Origin of the sequence: Micromonospora sp. NPDC047557, from assembly GCF_043205095.1 — a bacterium.
Classification (GTDB): domain Bacteria; phylum Actinomycetota; class Actinomycetes; order Mycobacteriales; family Micromonosporaceae; genus Micromonospora.
On record NZ_JBIDDK010000007.1, the window covers coordinates 95,633 to 112,338 of the forward strand.

Genomic DNA, 16,706 nt, shown 5'->3' on the forward strand with positions numbered 1-16,706 from the left:
CTCCTGGGTGGCCGGCCCCGGTCGTCGTCAGCGCGGGTGGCCGGCGGCCTACAGGTCGCCGGCCATCCACGCGTGTCGGGTCAGATGCCGGTGGCTTTCGTGCAGGACGAGGCTGGATCGAGGGTGAAGTCGAGCGTGTCGACGATGCCCGCCTCGATCCGCGTGCGCTGCGTCTGCGGCACCCAGGCGTCCTTGGCGACGATCACCTCGTAGCGGCCCTTCGGCAGCCACCAGACGTACCGGCCCTGAGCGTTCGCGGTCAGGGTGTAGCCGGTCGTCGTGCCCACCCGGTTCACCCGGACCGTCGCCGCGACCCCGACGGTGGCCCCGGCGCAGGTGACGCCGGTGACGGTGCCCTGGATCCTGCCCCAGCTCGCCGGCGGCGACACGCTCATCCGCACCGGCACCGCGGAGACACGGTACGGCGTGTCGGATGCGACGCCCAGCTCGCCGGAGTAGGTGCCCGGCTGGTCCACGCCGGCCGCGACCGTGGCGCTCATTCTGACGGTGACCGTTCGGGAGGCGCCCGGGGCCAGCGTGAAGGCGCCCGGTGTCGTGGCGAGCCAGGGGAGGTCCGCCTCCCCCTCGCACAGGTCCAGGCCGCTCAGCCGCTCACTCTCGGCGGAGCCCACGAAGGACGACGGCGAACCACCGATCTTGTACGCGCCACAGGCGGCGGCGCCCCGGTACCGGCCGAACTGGACGTTGGGCAGGTCGCGCCAACTGCCGGCCACCGGGTCGTACGCGATGGTCCGGTTGGTCACGGTGGTCGACGCGGCCGTGACCCCGCCGGCCAGGACCAGGAGGTCACCGGCCGCCGTGTACTGGGAACCCCAGAGGTCCACCGGCAGGTTCGGCAGCGGGCGCCACGCGTCCGCCGCCGGGTCGTAGCGGTAGGCGTCGGTGTACGCGGTGCCGCCGGTGCCGCCGGCACAGTAGATCGCGCCGCCGATCCCGCCGCAGGAGAGCCAGGAGACCGGGTGCGGGTAGGCCGCGCCGGTGTGTAACGCGCCGGTCGCCGGGTCGAAGACGACGAGCCGGTCCGAGTCGGTGCAGTCGTTGTCCAGGCAGCCCCCGACCAGGTAGACCTTGCCACCGGTCACCGCGGCACCGGCCGCCGCCGCCGGGAACGGGTTGGTCGCCCCGGCCACCGTGCTCCACCTCTGGGTGGCCGGGTCGAACACGTCCACCGAGGCGACCGTGTTGTCGTCGGCGCCCCAGCCACCGAGGACGTACAACTTGCCGCCGACGGCCGCCGCGACCGGCTTGGCCCGGGCGGTCGGCAGGTCGGGCAGCGCGGTCCAGGCGTCCGTGTCGGGGTCGTAGCGCCAGGCCTTGCGTTCCAGGCCGCTGCCGCCGCCACCGCCGACGGAGTAGACCGTGCCGTCGAGGGTGGCCGCCGCGTTGTCGTAGACGCCGGCAGGCAGGTCGGCGATGCCGGTCCACGCGTCCTGCGCCCGTGGCGCCGCCTCGGCCCCGGTCCCCGCCCCGCCGTACGCGGTGCCCGTGCGGGCCTTGCTGATCCCCTTCATCCGCTGCTCCCGCAGCGGCGCACCGGCCCTGGACAGCAGGTCGAACCGTCCGCTGCGCTCCACCAGGTTGACGGCGGCCGGCGCGCTGCCGGTGTTGCGGACCGTCAGCTTCGTGGTCCGGGTGCTGGCGTACGGCTGGTACGACTGGACGCTTGTCGGTGTGACCGTGAGCCTGCCGGCGGCCAGCGCGACGTCCAGCCGCCGGGCGTCGTCGGCGGCCACCGTCGCCGTCGTCGTGGTCGCCTGGTACGGAGTGCGGCTGGCCGTGAACCGGTGCGCCCCGGTCAGCCCGGAGAAGAGCCAGTAGAAGCCGTCCGGCAGGGTCGGGTCGTCCGCTGTCGACGCCGACGTCCCGCGGTCCGCCGGCCGGTCGGCGCTGACCACCGTTACCCCGTTGAGCGGCGTGCCGGTGTTGCGGTCGGTGGTCACGCCGAGCACCAGACCGCCGGCGGCCGGCACGCAGTCGCGGTTGACCAGCTGCACGTCGTCCACCTGCCACCACCACGCGAAGGTGCCGTGGAAGCGGAACCGGACCTGCACGGCGGGGGCCCCGGCCGCCGGATCCAGGGGCACCTCCTCGAGCAGTGGTCCACGCCGGCTGCTGGTCTGGTGCCAGACCGTGGTCCAGTTGGCACCGCCGTCGGTGGAGACGTCCACGTCGGCGGCGTCGGTGACGCCGACCGCCCGCCAGTCGCTGTGGAACCGCAGCACCGGCGCGGGTGTGGAGCGCAGGTCGACGGTCGGGGTAACCAGGTCCGTGTCCTGGGTTTTGCCGGAGCCGAGACGGTCGCTGTCGGCGATGGCGAAGGCGCCGCTGCCGCCGGTGAGGTTGCCCCGCTCGCCGGCGTCGGTGAAGGTCCAGCCGCCGTCCTCGGTGCGGTTGCGGACCGACCAGCCGTCCGGCTCGGCGGCGCCGTCGAAGCTCTCGGCCAGCAGCGGCGTGCCGAAGCTGCCGGTGTAACCGGCCGCCGTGCAGGCGGTCTCGACCGGTACGGCGATGTCGGCCGTGACCGGCCCGGCACCGGTGACCACGTCCCGGGTGGCCGTGCGGTAACCGGGGTAGCGGGCGGTGACGGTGAGCCGGTACGTGGTGTCGCCCGGCACGGTGAACGAGTACCTCCCGGTGGTCGGGTCGGTGAACACCGGTCCGCCGGGACGGCCGGCGACCTCGACCCGGGCGTAGAGCGGCCAGCCGTGCCCCGAGCCGTCGGTGACCCGGCCGCTCACGGTGACCGACGGGTTCGCCGCCAGGGCGAAGTCCTCGGTGACCGTGCCGCCCTCGGTGACGGTGACGGTGGCCGTCCGCCCGGCGTACCCGTAGGCGCTGACGGTGACCGTGGCCTCGCCGGCCGGCAGGGTGAGCGCGTACCGGCCGTCCGCGCCGGTGGAGGCGCTGCGGGTGCCGTCGCCGACGGTCGCGCCGACGATCGGGTCGCCGTCACCGGCGGCGGTGACCGTGCCGGTGATCCGCCCGAAGGCGCCGCGCGGGGCGGCCTGCACCGCCGCGTACGCGTCCAGCCGGCCCTCGCCGAAGACGTTGTTGTCGGCGGCGGTGCCCCCGCAGGCGGTGGCGTCGACGTCGCGGGCGGTCCGGTCCAGCAACTCCTCGGTGGCGGTGATGTCACCCTTGAGGATCGGTGCCGCCGACCAGAGCAGCGCGACCGTGCCGGAGACGTGCGGCGCGGCCATCGAGGTGCCGTCGAAGGCCGCGTAGGAGTTGCCTGGGACGCTGGAACGCACGTCGCTGCCCGGAGCGGCGACGTTCGGCTTGTACGACCGCGCGTCGGTGCCGTCGCCCCGGCCGGAGAAGTCGGAGATCGCGTCGTGCACGTCGTACGAGCCGACCGCGTACGCGTTGGCGTTGTCTCCGGGTGAGCCGGCGCTGCCGCAGTCCGGGCCGTCGTTGCCCGCCGAGAAGACTCCGAAGATGCCGGCCGCCCGCCAGGCCGCGATGGTCTGCTGGAACCATGGGTCGCCGCCGGCGCCGCCCCAGGAGTTGTTGACCACGTCGGGGCGCAGGTCGGGGCGGGGGTTCTGTCCGTTCAGGTCGGTCGGGGCCAGCACCCACTGGCCGGCCGCGAGCAACGAGGAGTCGGTGCAGGAGTCCGTCTCGCAGCCCTTCGCGGTAATCCACTTCGCGCCGGGGGCGACGCCGATCTGGTTGCCGGCGTGGTCGTCGCCGACCATCGTGCCCATGGTGTGCGTGCCGTGGTCGGAGTTGTCGCAGGGCGCGGCGCTCGGGCACCCGCCGGCCGGGTCGTACCAGTTGTGGTTGTGGTCGAAGGCGCCACCGCCGAGGTTGCCGCGGTACGCACCCACCAGTGCCGGGTGGTCGTACTGGACGCCGCTGTCGATGTTGGCGACCACCACGCCCTCGCCACGGTCGCCGAGCTCGCTCCACACCCGCGGGGCGTTGATGTTGGTGAGTCCCCACTCGGCGCCGTTGGGGGCGACGCGGCTGCCGGTGGCCGGTGCCGGCCGGAGCAGGGGGTAGCTGCGGCTGGGTTCGATCCGGGCCACCTCGGGTCGCTTGGCGATCTGGTCGAGCAGCGCGCGGTCGCCGGTCACGCGCACCGCGTTGGCGATCCAGTACGTGGTGTACGGCGCCTTGCGGGTGGTGAGCAGCGAGCGCAGACCCTTCTGGGTGCGCCGGGCGGTGGCCGTGAGCAGCCGGTGCACCTCGCGCGCCCGATCGTCCGGGTCACGCAGCTTCGCCGTCCGCACCAGCGGTGCGGTGTCCCGCAGGTAGACCAGGAAGCTGGCGCTGCCCGTCGTGCCGAGCTGGCGGAGCAGACGCTGGTCCACGCGGGCCGGTGTCGGCGCGGGCGCGGCCTGGGCGGCCACCGCGGGCTGCGCGGTGAAGGCCAGCAGGGCGGCGCAGCACGCCACGGCCGTCCGCCACAGCGCGGACCTCAGGGTTGATGGTCGGAGCACTTTTCCTCCCCACGTTGGGTCCCGATGGGTTCGGGACGAGCGCGCACCGCCGGGACGGCCGCGCAGCGGGTGGGTGGAGTGGGCGGCGCCCCCACGTCCGCTGACAGTCACGCTCTGGCGTGTTCGGACGGTGCTCAGTGAATAACGCCGGTCAGTACCTGGTCAGTGACGTGGCGTCATTCCGACCGTGGATGGGGTCCCGAAATACATCGGCATACGTCACTATCGTCGGATGGTGATCGCGGGTGGTGCGGGCGGAGTCGGCGTGCCCGGTACAGAGGCCCCGATCGTCGTCTGCGTCAGTGCGGACGCCTCGGTGCGCGAGCGGGTGCTGCGGCAGCTCGACGGGATCGGGCCGGTCGTGACCTGCGCCGACCTGGCCCAGCTGCGGGCGATGCTGTTCCCACCGTCGGGCGGCTCGACACCGGCCACCCCGCCGGCCCCGCCGCAGGGGCGGGTCAGCTGGGGTGAGCTGGTCGTCGACCGGGCCGGGCACCTGGTCACCTGGCGCGGCGATCCACTCCCGCTCACCCGTACCGAACGGGAGCTGCTCGCGCGGCTCGTCGGTCCGCCGCTGGTGGTGTGGAGCTACGAGCAGCTCTTCGCCGCGGTCTGGGCCGGCGCGTACCTCGGCGACACGGCGATCCTGCACACCGCGATCAAGCGGCTCCGGCGCAAGCTGCACGGGCTGTCGGGCGGGCCGCGGGTGCACACCGTGCGCGGGGTCGGCTACCGGCTCGATCCGCCGCCCCGGCCGACCTGACCCTCGGCCGCCGCCCCGGCTGCCGACCGCTGCCTCCGGTGCGGCGGACCGCCCGTGACACCATGGCCGGGTGAGCGGTGCTGTCCAGACGGGTTGGGCCCCGTCGAGCGATCCCGCCGCGCCGGCACCTGCCCGGCGTGGGCGGCGTTGGCTGCTGGTCGCGGCCGTGCTGTGGGCCGTGCTGCTGGCCGGGCTCGCCTGGATGTCGGTCCGCGACGACCCGCCGACGGTGCGCGAACAGCGCTCCCTCGACGAGGCCGCCCCGGTGGTCGACCGGGCGGTCGGTGAGTTGGCCCGGGCCGCCGGCACGGCCGCGCTGCTGGAGCTGGGCCCGGTGCGGGTCAACGCCGGCTGCCGAGTCACCCCGTTCTCCGACGGCGCGGCGCTGCGCCGCGAGGTCGGCGTGCTCGCGCCCGCCGGCACCGAGCGCGCCGTGCTGACCGGCATCGCCGACCGGCTGCCGTCCACCTGGCGGGCCGGAGTCGGCCCCGGCCTGGACGGCCCCGAACTGCACGCCGACGCCGGGGACTTCGTCGCCGTCGAGGGACGACCGACCGGGGACGGCCGGCTCCGGTTGACCGTCGACACCGGCTGCCGGCCGCTGGGCGCCGGCTACGACCCGAAGCCGGCCACCGGCGCCGGCCCGGAGGCCACGGCCCTGATGGCTGCCCTGACCGCGCTCGACCGTCCGGCCGACGCCGCGCCGGACCTGGTCACCGCGCCGTGCCCCGGCGGCGCCGTGGCCCGTACCGCACGGTCCGCCGCCGGGCCCGGCCCGGCCGCCGCCGGCGCGCTCGCCCCGCTGGCCGCCGGCACCCCACTGCTGGACAACCCCCCGCTGTACGCGTACCGCACCGGCGACGTCACCGTGCTTGCCGAACTCGGCCCGGACACCGCACGGGTGGCCGCCACCGTCGGCTGCCCCGCCTGAGCCGGACGTCGGGCCCGGGTCAGCCGCCCGTCTGCTGATCCTGCGGGCCTCGGCTGCGACCCAACGCGTCCACGCGACCCCAGCGGCCGGGAATGTCCAGCAGCTCCACCCGGCCCATGCCCGGTGGCACAGCCGGATCGATGATCAGGTGTTCGCCCTGCGGTTCCAGCCCCAGCATGACCCGCAGCAACAGCAGCGGGGTGCCGCTCGACCAGGCCTGCGGGCTGCACGCGGTCGGGTACTCCACCGGGTAGCCGGTGCGGCTGCGGGCGTAGCCGGCGAACGCCTCCGGCAGCCGCCCGTCGAAGTAGCGGGACGCCGCGAGCATCGAGTCGCAGATCAGCCCGGCCTCCTCCCGGTAGCCGTACCGGCCCAGGCCCCAGGCGATGATCGAGTTGTCGAACGGCCACACGGTGCCCACGTGGTAGCCGATCGGGTTGTACCCACCCTCGCCCTCGGCGAGGGTCCGCACCCCCCAGCCTGAGAAGAGCCGCGGCCCGAGCAGGTGGTCGACCACCTTGCGGGCCCGGGACTCGTCCACGATCCCGCTCCACAGCAGGTGCCCGATGTTCGAGGTGAGCGCGTCCACCTGCCGGCCGTCGGCGTCCAGGGCGAGCGCGTAGTACTCCCGGTCGGCGATCCAGAAGTCGTGGTTGAACCGCTGCTTGAGCGCCGCCGCCTCCCGCTCCAGCCGGTCGGCGTACGCCGGGTCGTTCCAGACCTTCCGGGCCAGCCGGGCGGCCCGGATCTTCGCGTCGTACGCGTAGCCCTGCAACTCGCAGGTGGCCCGGGGAAAGCCCGGCAGCCGGCCGTCGGCGTACGAGATGGCGTCCCAGGAGTCCTTCCAGCACTGGTTCTGCAGCCCGGACTCCGGGTTGCGGGTCCGGTACCAGACGTAGCCGGTGCCGAGCAGGTCGCCGTACGTGTCGATCCACTCCAGGGCCGCCCGGATGTGCGGCTCCAGCCGCTTGACCAGCGCGGTGTCGCCGGTCCAGCGCTCGTACTCGTCGATCAGGATGACGAACAGCGGGGTCGAGTCGGCCGACCCGTAGTACGGCGAGTGCGGCTGCTCCTCGAAGCCGGCGGTCTCGCCGTACCGCAGCTCGTGCAGGATCTTGCCGGGCTCCTCGTCCCGGAAGTCGTCCACCCGGTGCCCCTGGAGACCGGCCAGCATGAGGATGGTCGGCGGGATCAGCTCCGGCAGGAACGGCAGCACCTGCAACGAGGTGATGATGCTGTCCCGACCGAACAGGGTCATGAACCACGGCAGCCCGGCGGCGATCAGCCGTACGCCCAGGGCGATCGACTCGTAGCGCAGCGCGCTCAGGTCGTTGAGGCTGCGCCGGTACGCCCCGGCCAGCGGCTCGCAGTCACAGCCGAGCTTCGGCGCCCGGTCGATCAGCTCCTGCTGCTCGGCGCGGATGGCGTCCCCGCTGCGGCTGCCCGCGTACGGCAGGGTGGCCCGGATGTCCTCGCCCCGGGCTCCGTAGACGACTGTGGAGACGTGCAGCCGGGTGGTCCACTCGCTGTTGCTGTCGATCCGGACCCGGAAGGTCATCCCGGAGTTGTCGACCTGCGCCGGCACCGTGGAGCGGATCACGGTCTCCCGGTGGAACGCCTCCCGCCGGTACGTCAACCGCAGCTCGTTGTCAGTCGCCGCGACCGTCGTCCGCCCCACCTTCTCCCGGGCGTGCTTGATCTCGAACAGGTCGGCGAAGTCGCTGCCCATCTCGATCCGGACGGTGAACTCACCCTCCTCGCCGGAGTGGTTGAGCACGGTCAGCTCCTCGTCGAAGCTGCCCCCGATCTCTCTGCTGCGGATCATCGACCACTTGGCGTCCAGGTAGTGGGTGGGTTCGCCGGGAGCGAGGAAGAACGTCGTCCGGTACGACTGGCTGTCGTCGATCGAGAGGGCGTGCAGCCGCTCGCCGTTGAGGGTGAGCACCCAACTGGACAGGAAACGCGTGTCGAAGGAGAACAACCCGGTCGGGAAGGCGAAGGACGGCTCGATGTCTCCGCGTCGGTCGCTGACCAGGAAGGTGTTGCCGTCCAGGATGCTGACGAGATCGTTCACGTCCGCCGCCCGACTGCCTCCCGGGCCACCTCGCGCGGGTCGCGGGTGCCCGGCGGGTTCGGGAAGAAGCGGCGGAAGGCCAGGAAGAGCACCACGTCACCGCTGAAGGTGCTCTCGTTGCGCAGTACCGCCGCGAGCGCCTGGGCCTCGCCGCTGATCAGCCTGTCGAACAGGGCCGAGCTGCCGTACCAGATGGCGTCGGCCGGGCCCCGCTGGCGGCTGATCTCTACCGCTCCCGGCCGCATCCGGACCAGCCAGTGTTCGGTCTGGCGATCGGTGCCGAGATCGATCTGCAGGGTCCCCGTGGCCAGGCCGCCCAGGATCGCGGGGGCACGCGTCGGCAGCGATTCGAAGAACCTCTCCGTCGCCTCGGTCACAGTCGAATCGTAGGCAGCTGTCCGAGATGTCGGGTCGGTATCGGGACTCCGCGCATACCGTCGCCCGGAGGTGTGCAGGTGGTCAGTAGACCAGCGCCTGCGTGCCCTCGGCCAACGCCTCCTCGACGAAGACCGCGGCGCCCGCGATCCGCACACCGGGCAGTACGTCGTCCGGGCCGATCTCCCGCCGGGCCGCGCACTGGGTGCAGGCGGTCACCCGACCACTGGTCAGGATGACGTGCAGCAGCTCGGCCAGCGGCGCGGAGTGCGGTAGCTCGAACTCCTGGGCGCGGCCGGGCAACGCGAACCAGGTCGACTCCCCGGTCAGCCAGAGCGACACGTCCACGCCGGCCGCGACCGCCGTGGCGGCGACCGTGAACGCCTGCGCGCACCGCTCCGGGGCGTCCGCCCCAGCGGTGACCTTGACGACGAGAGAGCGGGCCATGAGGCCCAGCATAGGATGGTCACGATGGTTACCGAGATCGGGTTCGTCAGCCTGCTGGTCGCCGGCCTGGGCGGGCTCGCCGGCGGCCTGGTCTACCTGGCAGTAAAAATTTCGAGGGGACGTTGGTGAGCGCGAGGAGTGAGCCGGGTCTGCGAGCCCCGCAGTCGCGAACGAAGGTGGCACGGTGAGCGACGAGAACCCGCTGCAGCCGCCGTGGCTGAACGCGCCGCCGGTCGAGGAGTACCCGTTCGAGGAGAGTCACGACCTGCGGGTCGGCCCGAAGCTGCACCCGGCGCTGGACGGGCTGCTGCCGTACATCGGTCTGTGGCGCGGCCGGGGCAAGGGTGGCTTCCCCACCATCGAGGACTTCGACTACGCGCAGGAGATCCGGATCAGCCACGACGGCCGGCCGTTCCTGCACTACGAGTCGCGCGCCTGGATCCTCGACGAGCAGAGCAGGCCCGTCCGCCCGGCCGGGCGTGAGGTCGGCTGGTGGCGACCGGTGCTGGTGGACGGTCGGGCAACCGACGAGCTGGAGGCCCTGCTCACGACCCCCACCGGGGTGATGGAGCTGCACCTCGGCAAGCGCACCGGCACCCAGGTCGAGTTCGCGACCGACGCGGTGGTCCGGACGGCGACCGCCAAGGAGGTCACCGGCGGGCACCGGCTCTTCGGCATCGTCGAGGGCGCGCTGCTCTACGCCCAGGAGATGGCGGCGATGGGTCAACCACTCAGCCCGCACCTCTCGGCCCGGCTCGTCCGGGTCGGCGGCTGACGCTTCAGTCGACGGAGAAGCCCAGCAGCGCTTGCAGGGCGGGGGTGCGCGGGCAACGGTCCCGGCGCACCCCGTCCAGCGTGTGGACCTCGGTGAGCCCGCGCACCGACGAGGCGAACCACACCCCGTCGGCGTCCTGCAGCTCGGCCGGGGTGACCATCCGTTCGGCGGCGCTCAGGCCCAGCTCGCCGGCGTGGGCGAGCAGCCAGGCGACGGTCGTGCCGGGCAGGATGCCGGTGGTGGCGGCCGGCACCGTGCGAAGCGTGTCGCCGGTGAGCCACACCACGTTGGCCGTGGGCCCCTCCAGGGCGTACCCGTCGGAGGAGACCCAGAGCACGTCGTCCACCCCGTTGGCGCGGGCCCAGCGGCGGGCGGCGCTGTTGACCGCGTACGAGGTGGACTTGATCCCGGTGGGCAGCCAGGTCAACTCGGCGCGGGCGGTGGCGGGCACCCCCAGCGGCAGGTGCGCGACGCTGATCCCGTCCCGTCGCGCCACCCGCGCCGCCGCCGGCACCTCGCTCAGCGTGGCGTAGACCGTCGGTGCGCCGGCCTCCGGGCCCCGGGTGCAGACCAGCCGCAAGGCCCCCTCGACCCGCGCCGGCCAGCCCGCGCAGATCTTGTCGAGCAGGTCGGTCAGCGTGGCGGCGTCCGGCAGGGCCAGCTCGATGGCGGCGGCCGACGCGGCCAGCCGGGCCAGGTGCTCGTCGCGCAGCCACGGCCGGCCCTGGCGCAGATGCATGGTCTCGAAGAGCCCGTCGCCGTGCAGGACGCCACGGTCGTCGCCGCGTACCACCGGCTCGGCGGCCGGGACCGGGCCGTGCCCGAGCACGGCGATCCGCGCGGTCGGGCCGACCGGAACCTGCCCGGTGAAGGACGTCGCCATGAGGGTCGAGGGTAGCGATGGGCGTCGCGCGGCGGAGGCAGCCACGGCCGCCGAACTATGATCGGACGGTGTCCGAATCCTCCCTCGCGGAAATGCTCCGGGCCCGTGGGCTGCGGCTGACGGCCCAGCGGCAGCTCGTCCTCCAGGCGGTGCTCGATCTGGGCCACGCCACACCGGAGCAGGTGCACACCGCCGTCCGGGAGGTCGCCGCCGGCGTCAACATCACCACCATCTACCGCACGCTGGAGCTGCTGGAACGGCTCGGCCTGGTGACCCACACCCACCTCTCGCACGGTTCGCCGACCTACCACGCGGCGGGTGAGCACCAACACGTCCACCTGGTCTGCCGGGAGTGCGGCGCGATCGACGAGATCGATCCGGAGCTGCTCCGCCCGCTCGCCGAGCAGTTGGCCGCGCAGCGGGGTTTCCGGGTGGATATCGGGCACGTGTCACTCTTCGGCGTCTGCGACCGCTGCGAGAACGGGGATCACACATGATCGACATTGCGGGCGCGGTGGCCGTCGAGAGCATCGACGAGGCCAGCCGTGACCAGCCGGACCCGGCGCACGTCGCGGTCGGGGTGCGGGGGGTGGCCGCGCACTACGGCGATCCGCTGCGCGAACAGCGCGTCCTGGACACCGAGGTCGGCCTGGTCGACCGGTCGCACCGGGGGATCATCGCGGTGCCCGGCGAGGAGCGGGCCGGCTGGCTGCACACGATCACCTCGCAGCACCTGAGCACGCTGGCCGCCGGTGAGGGCACCGAGTTGCTGGTGCTCTCGCCGCACGGGCACATCGAGCAGCACGCCCTGGTCGCCGAGGACGGCGAGACCACCTGGTTGGACACCGAGCCGGGGGCGACCGACGGTCTGCTGGCGTACCTGGAGAAGATGCGGTTCTTCAGCAGGGTCGACCCCCGCGACGCCACCGCCGAGCGGGCGCTGCTGTCGCTGGTCGGGCCGGCGGCGCCGGAGGCCCTGGGCACGCTCGGTGTGACCGGGCTGGCCGCGCCGGACCTGGTGCCGGTGCCGGGTCCGAAGTTCGCCGCCGGGGCCGTGCCGCCCCGAGCGGGCATCCGGTACGACGTCCGACCGCTGCCGATCGGCGGGTGGGCGCGTCGCGGCCTGCTCGGGGTGGACCTGCTGGTGCCCCGCTCGGCGATGGAGCAGGTGGTCGCCGAGCTGCGTGGCGCGGGCGTGCCGGTCGCCGGCCTCTGGGCGTACGAGGCGATCCGGGTCGCCGCCCGGCAGCCCCGGGTCGGGGTGGACACCGACCACCGGACCATCCCGGCCGAGGTGGACCTCATCGGCCCGGCGGTGCACCTGGACAAGGGCTGCTACCGGGGTCAGGAGACGGTGGCCCGCGTACACAACATGGGTCGGCCGCCGCGCCGCCTGGTGCTGCTGCACCTGGACGGGGTGACCACCGACCAGCCGCCGACCGCCGGTACGCCGGTCACCCTCGACGGCCGGGCGGTGGGCTTCGTGGGCACCGCCGTGCTGCACCACGAACTGGGTCAGGTCGCTCTCGCCGTCCTGAAGCGGAACGTCCCGGACGACGCCGCGCTGATGATCGGCGAGACCGCGGCGGCGATCGACCCGTCCTGACCGTGGCGTCTAGGATCGCCGGCATGACGACAGGGACGTTGATCACGGTGGCCCCGACGGGCGCGGAGTCGGCCAAGGCGGAGGTGCCGGCGCTGCCGGTGACCCTGGACGAGCTGCTGCTCACCGCCAAGGAGTGCGAGGCGCTCGGCGCCGCCGTGATCCACGTCCACATCCGCGACGACGAGGCGCGGCCCACCCTCGACCCGGCCCGACTGGCCGAGACGGTGGCGGCACTGCGGGAGAGCACCGACCTGATCGTGCAGCTCTCCTCCGGCGGCGCGGTGACCGACCCGGAGGCGTCCCGGCTCGCCGTGCTCGACGCGGGTCCGGACATGGCCTCCTGCACCATGGGCACGGTCAACTTCGGCGACGACGTCTTCCTCAACCGCTGGGAGTTCATCGTCGACCTGCACACCCGGATGCAGGAGCGCGGCATCGTGCCGGAGTACGAGATCTTCGACCTCGGCCACCTGTCCGCGTTGCAGCGGCTGCTCGGCAAGTACGGCCTGCCGGCGGGCGGTCACGTGCACGTCGACTTCGTGATGGGGGTGCCGGGCGGCATGCCGGGCACCACCGAGACGCTTGTCGCCGCCCACCGGATGCTGGCGGACCTGCCCGCGGGCACCACCTTCTCGGCCACCGGCGTCGGCCGCAGCACGATCCCGGTGCTGCTGGCCTCGCTGTCGACCGGCGGGCACCTGCGGGTCGGCATGGAGGACACGGTGACGTACGCCAAGGGTCGGCCGGTCGAGTCCAACATGCAGTTGGTCGCCCGCGCGGTCGGCTTCGCCCAACTCGCCCAGCGACCGCCGCTGACCACCACCGAGGCCCGCGCGCTGCTCGGGCTGTAAGGCCGGACACCTCCCGCGCCCCTGTCACCCGGGCGGTGGACCACCTGGTCACCCCGCCGACGGACAGCCTCGGCCCCTCGGTACCGTCCAGCACGTGGGAAAGACGTACGAGGGCGGCGTGCCGCTCGCCGAGGTGGTCCGGTCCGGGTTCGTGGAGGGCGCGCACCGCGGCTCGGTGGTGGTGCTGGACGCCGCCGGGGTGCCGCTGGCGACCGCCGGGGACGTGACCGCGCCGATCTTCCCGCGCTCGGCAAGCAAGCCGATGCAGGCGATCGGGATGCTCCGCGCCGGCCTGACGCTTACCGATCCGGCCGACCTGGCGTTGGTCTCGGCCAGTCACGCGGGGGAGGACTTCCACCTGGCCCGGGTCGGCGCGCTCCTCGACCGGGCCGGGCTGGACGCTTCGGCGCTGCACTGCCCGCCCGACCTGCCCGTCGGGGCGGCGGCCCGGGAGGCGGTGCTGCGGGCCGGGGGCGGGCCGAGCCGGGTGCAGATGAACTGCTCCGGCAAGCACAGCGGGATGCTGCTGACCTGCGAGGCCGCCGGATGGCCGCGGGACGGCTACTGGCGGCCGGAGCACCCGTTGCAGCAGGGGTTGCGGGCCGCCATCGAGGAGTTCACCGGCGAGCAGGCGGCGGCGGTGGGGGTGGACGGCTGCGGTGCCCCGGTGCTGGCGGTGTCGCTGACCGGCCTGGCCGGGGCGTACCTCCGGCTGGTCGACGCCGAGCCGGGCTCGACGCCGCGCACGGTGGCCGACGCGATGCGGGCGTACCCGGAGATCGTCGGTGGCACCCAGGCCGACGACACCCGGCTGATGCGCGGTGTCCCGGGCCTGCTGGCCAAGGTCGGCGCCGAGGGCGTGTTCGCGGTGGGGCTGCCGGGCGTCGGCGCGGTGGCTCTGAAGATCGACGATGGGGCCGACCGGGCCCGGATGCCGGTGCTGGTCTCCGCGCTGCGCCGGCTCGGTGTGGACGCGCCGGTGCTGGCCGAGTACGCCGAGATACCCCTCTTCGGCGGCGGCGTCCCAGTCGGGGCGGTCCGCCCGCTCTGGTGAGGCCCCCGCGCCCCAGCCGTTGATCATGAAGTTATTGCCACTCGCGTCGGCGTGTCGTGGCAATAACTTCATGATCAACGGGGTAAGTCGGGGCGTCGGGCGTGCGGTGCTTACGTCAGGAAGTCCAGGAGGGCGGCGTTGACCGGCTCCGGACGCTCCAGCGGCAACAGGTGTGCGGCGTCCGGCACATCTGGCAGCCGTACCGCGCCGGGGACCTCGGCGGCGATCCGGTCGGCGAGGCGGCTGATGTCCGGCACGTCGGCGGCGCCGGCGGTGACCAGGACGGGCACCCGCAGCTCGCTGAGGCGGCCGATCGCCGGAGGCGTCAGCTCGCCCACCTCCACCGCGCCGAGCGCGAGCTCGGCGGCCAGGGCGCGCTGGTCCATCTCCGTCGCGAACGCCAGCAGTTCGGGGTCGACGTCGGCCGGCTGGCGGCCGGGCCCGACCACCCAGAACCGCACCTCGCCGGCCGCCCCGGCGACGAAGTCGTCCGGGTCGACCTCGCCGACCAGGTCGTCCCAGAGGTCGTTGGCCTCGTCGGACCACTCGTTGCCGGAGAGCGCCGTGTCGAAGAGAGCCAGCGCGCTCACCCGGTCCGGATGTGCGAGCGCGGTGTCGACGGCGACCGATCCACCGAAGGAGCAGCCGACCAGCGCGGCCCGGGGCAGGTCGAGGGCGTCCAGCAGGCCGGCCACGTCGTCGTGGTGCGCGAACGGCGTCGGGGGCAGCTCCGAGTCTCCGTACCCGCGCAGGTCCGGGACGATCACCCGGTGCCGGGCGGCGAGCGCGGGCACGACGCCCCGCCACATCCGCCGGTCCGCGATGCCGGCGTGCAGAAGCACGACTGGCGAACCGCTGCCGACCTCGTCGTACGCGAGAAGTGCTCCGTTGACTGTGATCTTGTGCACCAACGGACCGTACGGATCCGGCGAGCGGCGCGCAAACGTGACGCTGAGACCTTGCTAACTTTGGCAAGCATTTCGCTTGCAGGAGCTAGCAGACGGCATTAGCGTCGGGTCCATGGCCACACCCAAGGACCTTCCCGACGTCGGCGGGTTCATCCGCGATCTGCGGCGCAACGCCAAGATCTCGCTGCGCCAGCTCGCCGAGCAGGCGGGGGTCAGCAACCCGTACCTCAGCCAGATCGAGCGTGGGCTGCGCAAGCCCAGCGCCGAAGTGCTCCAGCAACTGGCCAGCGCGCTGCGGGTCTCGACCCCGGCGATGTACCTGCGGGCCGGGCTGCTCGACGACAAGGAGGGCCACGGCGTGCTCGCCGCCATCGCGGTGGACCCCGACCTCACGATGGCCCAGAAGCAGTCGCTCAGCCAGATCTACGAGACGTTCCGCCGGGAGAACGCCCGGCTCGCCGAGGCCCAGGCCGCCGCCGAGAGCCCGGCCGCCGAGGGCCCGGCCAGCGCAAGCCCGGACGTCGCCGGCACCACCGGAATGACCGGGGCGACCATCGCGACCGACGTCGCCGACGAGCCGGCCGACGTGGCCAACCTGGCCGCCACCGGCCCCACCACCGCCGGCGGCACCCCGACCGAGGCCGTGCTCGAGTCGGTCGCCGTCACCGAGGCGGGCACCGCCCCCGCCCCGGGCAGCAGCACCAGCACCCCCGAGAAGAGCAGCACCAGCACCCCCGAGAAGAAGGCCGCCGGACCGGCGGTCCGCAAGGCCGCCGAGGCGGCCGAGGAGGAGACGTCATGACCGAGCCGAAGACCAACCGCATCCCCGCCCCGATCTACGCCGCCGCCGGCGCGGCCGAGCTGGCCCTCGAGCAGTTGCGCAAGCTGCCCGCGGCCGTCGGTCTCCACGGCACCCGGGTCGTCGCCGACCTGGGCGGCCGGGCCGTGCTGACCGGTTTCGAGCTGCGCCAGAAGGCCACCGAGACGCTGCGTACCGCCAACGAGACCGCCGAGACCCTGCGCGGTCGCGCGCAGGCCGAGCTGGACCTGGCCAAGCTCCGCGAGGCGGCCGACCTGACCAAGCTCCGCGAGGCGGCCGACCTGACCAAGCTCCGCGAGGTCGCCGACATCGACAAGTTGCGGACCGCCGCGACCCGCAACGCCGCCGTGGTGATCGCCGGTGCCCAGGCCGCGCAGGAGCGGGCGTACGCCGCGTACGGCGCGCTGGTGGCCCGTGGTGAGCGGGTCGTCGGCGCCGGTGTGCTGGAGGCCGCCGAGACGGTCAACGCCGACATCGAGGCCACCCAGGCCGCGCCGGCTGCCACCGCCCCGGCTGCGACCCCGGCCCCGGCCGAGGTGCCGAGCCCGGCCGAGGTGGCCGAGATCGCCGAGGCCAAGCCGGCCGCCGTCAAGAAGGCCGCCCGGGCGAAGGCCGCGAAGCCGGCCGAGACCCCGTCGGCCAAGCTGCCCCGGGCCGCCAAGCGGACCCGCCCGGCAGCCGAGTAGTTCGTCCTGTCGGCGATCCCGACGGCGTCCTTGACGGACGTAGTCGGGGTCGCCGACATAAACTTGC

Annotated in this window: 16 protein-coding genes; 10 read left to right on the forward strand and 6 right to left on the reverse strand. The window is 73.6% G+C overall.

What is annotated here, in order from left to right; translation table 11 throughout:
- Window positions 1-80: 80 nt before the first annotated feature.
- On the reverse strand, window positions 81-4,466 hold the full coding sequence (locus ACGGAQ_RS18360) for a S8 family serine peptidase (protein WP_393050642.1): 4,386 nt from the start codon (window positions 4,464-4,466) through the stop codon (window positions 81-83).
- A gap of 232 nt (window positions 4,467-4,698) precedes the next feature.
- Here ACGGAQ_RS18360 and ACGGAQ_RS18365 point away from each other — a divergent pair, with 232 nt between their 5' ends.
- The gene (locus ACGGAQ_RS18365) at window positions 4,699-5,229 is read left to right on the forward strand and encodes a winged helix-turn-helix domain-containing protein (RefSeq protein ID WP_393050644.1); all 531 of its coding nucleotides are present in this window, start codon (window positions 4,699-4,701) and stop codon (window positions 5,227-5,229) included.
- Window positions 5,230-5,299: 70 nt separating this feature from the next.
- The gene (locus ACGGAQ_RS18370; RefSeq protein ID WP_393050646.1) at window positions 5,300-6,160 is read left to right on the forward strand and encodes a hypothetical protein; all 861 of its coding nucleotides are present in this window, start codon (window positions 5,300-5,302) and stop codon (window positions 6,158-6,160) included.
- Window positions 6,161-6,179: 19 nt separating this feature from the next.
- Here the strand turns inward: ACGGAQ_RS18370 and ACGGAQ_RS18375 are convergent, their stop codons facing one another.
- From ACGGAQ_RS18375 to ACGGAQ_RS18385, 3 genes are all read right to left on the reverse strand, one after another.
- Window positions 6,180-8,234: a glycogen debranching N-terminal domain-containing protein gene (locus ACGGAQ_RS18375; RefSeq protein ID WP_393050649.1), complete on the reverse strand. Its 2,055-nt coding sequence runs from the start codon at window positions 8,232-8,234 to the stop codon at window positions 6,180-6,182.
- Entirely contained in the window at window positions 8,231-8,611 is a 381-nt protein-coding gene (locus ACGGAQ_RS18380; RefSeq protein WP_393050652.1) for an SCP2 sterol-binding domain-containing protein, read from the reverse strand. Before ACGGAQ_RS18380 ends, ACGGAQ_RS18375 begins: the two co-directional genes overlap by 4 nt.
- An 82-nt stretch (window positions 8,612-8,693) precedes the next feature.
- Window positions 8,694-9,068 (reverse strand): DsrE family protein, encoded by a 375-nt coding sequence (locus tag ACGGAQ_RS18385; RefSeq protein WP_354859829.1) that lies wholly within the window; start codon window positions 9,066-9,068, stop codon window positions 8,694-8,696.
- A gap of 12 nt (window positions 9,069-9,080) precedes the next feature.
- Here ACGGAQ_RS18385 and mtfM point away from each other — a divergent pair, with 12 nt between their 5' ends.
- Window positions 9,081-9,185, forward strand: coding sequence for a small membrane protein MtfM (gene mtfM, locus ACGGAQ_RS18390; RefSeq protein ID WP_305076120.1), 105 nt, complete (start codon window positions 9,081-9,083; stop codon window positions 9,183-9,185).
- A gap of 55 nt (window positions 9,186-9,240) precedes the next feature.
- Window positions 9,241-9,831: an FABP family protein gene (locus ACGGAQ_RS18395; RefSeq protein WP_393050656.1), complete on the forward strand. Its 591-nt coding sequence runs from the start codon at window positions 9,241-9,243 to the stop codon at window positions 9,829-9,831.
- 4 nt (window positions 9,832-9,835) lie between these two features.
- On the opposite strand, the gene ACGGAQ_RS18400 is transcribed toward ACGGAQ_RS18395, so the two are convergent.
- A complete protein-coding gene (locus ACGGAQ_RS18400; protein WP_393050659.1) occupies window positions 9,836-10,714 on the reverse strand; it encodes an aminotransferase class IV in 879 nt (292 codons plus the stop codon).
- A 68-nt stretch (window positions 10,715-10,782) separates the two neighbouring features.
- Here ACGGAQ_RS18400 and ACGGAQ_RS18405 point away from each other — a divergent pair, with 68 nt between their 5' ends.
- From ACGGAQ_RS18405 to ACGGAQ_RS18420, 4 genes are all read left to right on the forward strand, one after another.
- Entirely contained in the window at window positions 10,783-11,211 is a 429-nt protein-coding gene (locus ACGGAQ_RS18405) for a Fur family transcriptional regulator (protein ID WP_393050662.1), read from the forward strand.
- Entirely contained in the window at window positions 11,208-12,320 is a 1,113-nt protein-coding gene (locus ACGGAQ_RS18410; RefSeq protein ID WP_393050664.1) for a YgfZ/GcvT domain-containing protein, read from the forward strand. The genes ACGGAQ_RS18405 and ACGGAQ_RS18410 overlap by 4 nt, the downstream gene beginning before the upstream one ends.
- A gap of 23 nt (window positions 12,321-12,343) precedes the next feature.
- Entirely contained in the window at window positions 12,344-13,171 is an 828-nt protein-coding gene (locus tag ACGGAQ_RS18415) for a 3-keto-5-aminohexanoate cleavage protein (protein WP_393050667.1), read from the forward strand.
- A 94-nt stretch (window positions 13,172-13,265) separates the two neighbouring features.
- Window positions 13,266-14,225 carry an asparaginase gene (locus tag ACGGAQ_RS18420; protein WP_393050669.1) on the forward strand — a complete coding sequence of 320 codons (960 nt, stop codon included), beginning with the start codon at window positions 13,266-13,268 and terminating at the stop codon, window positions 14,223-14,225.
- Window positions 14,226-14,335: 110 nt separating this feature from the next.
- Here ACGGAQ_RS18420 and ACGGAQ_RS18425 read toward each other — a convergent pair whose 3' ends face one another.
- A complete protein-coding gene (locus ACGGAQ_RS18425) occupies window positions 14,336-15,133 on the reverse strand; it encodes an alpha/beta fold hydrolase (protein WP_393050672.1) in 798 nt (265 codons plus the stop codon).
- 112 nt (window positions 15,134-15,245) lie between these two features.
- Between ACGGAQ_RS18425 and ACGGAQ_RS18430 the strand changes: the two genes are divergently transcribed.
- Window positions 15,246-15,935 carry a helix-turn-helix domain-containing protein gene (locus ACGGAQ_RS18430; protein WP_393050675.1) on the forward strand — a complete coding sequence of 230 codons (690 nt, stop codon included), beginning with the start codon at window positions 15,246-15,248 and terminating at the stop codon, window positions 15,933-15,935.
- Complete coding sequence (locus ACGGAQ_RS18435) at window positions 15,932-16,639, forward strand: hypothetical protein (protein ID WP_393050678.1); 708 nt, start codon at window positions 15,932-15,934, stop codon at window positions 16,637-16,639. The genes ACGGAQ_RS18430 and ACGGAQ_RS18435 overlap by 4 nt, the downstream gene beginning before the upstream one ends.
- The last annotated feature ends 67 nt before the right edge of the window (window positions 16,640-16,706 follow it).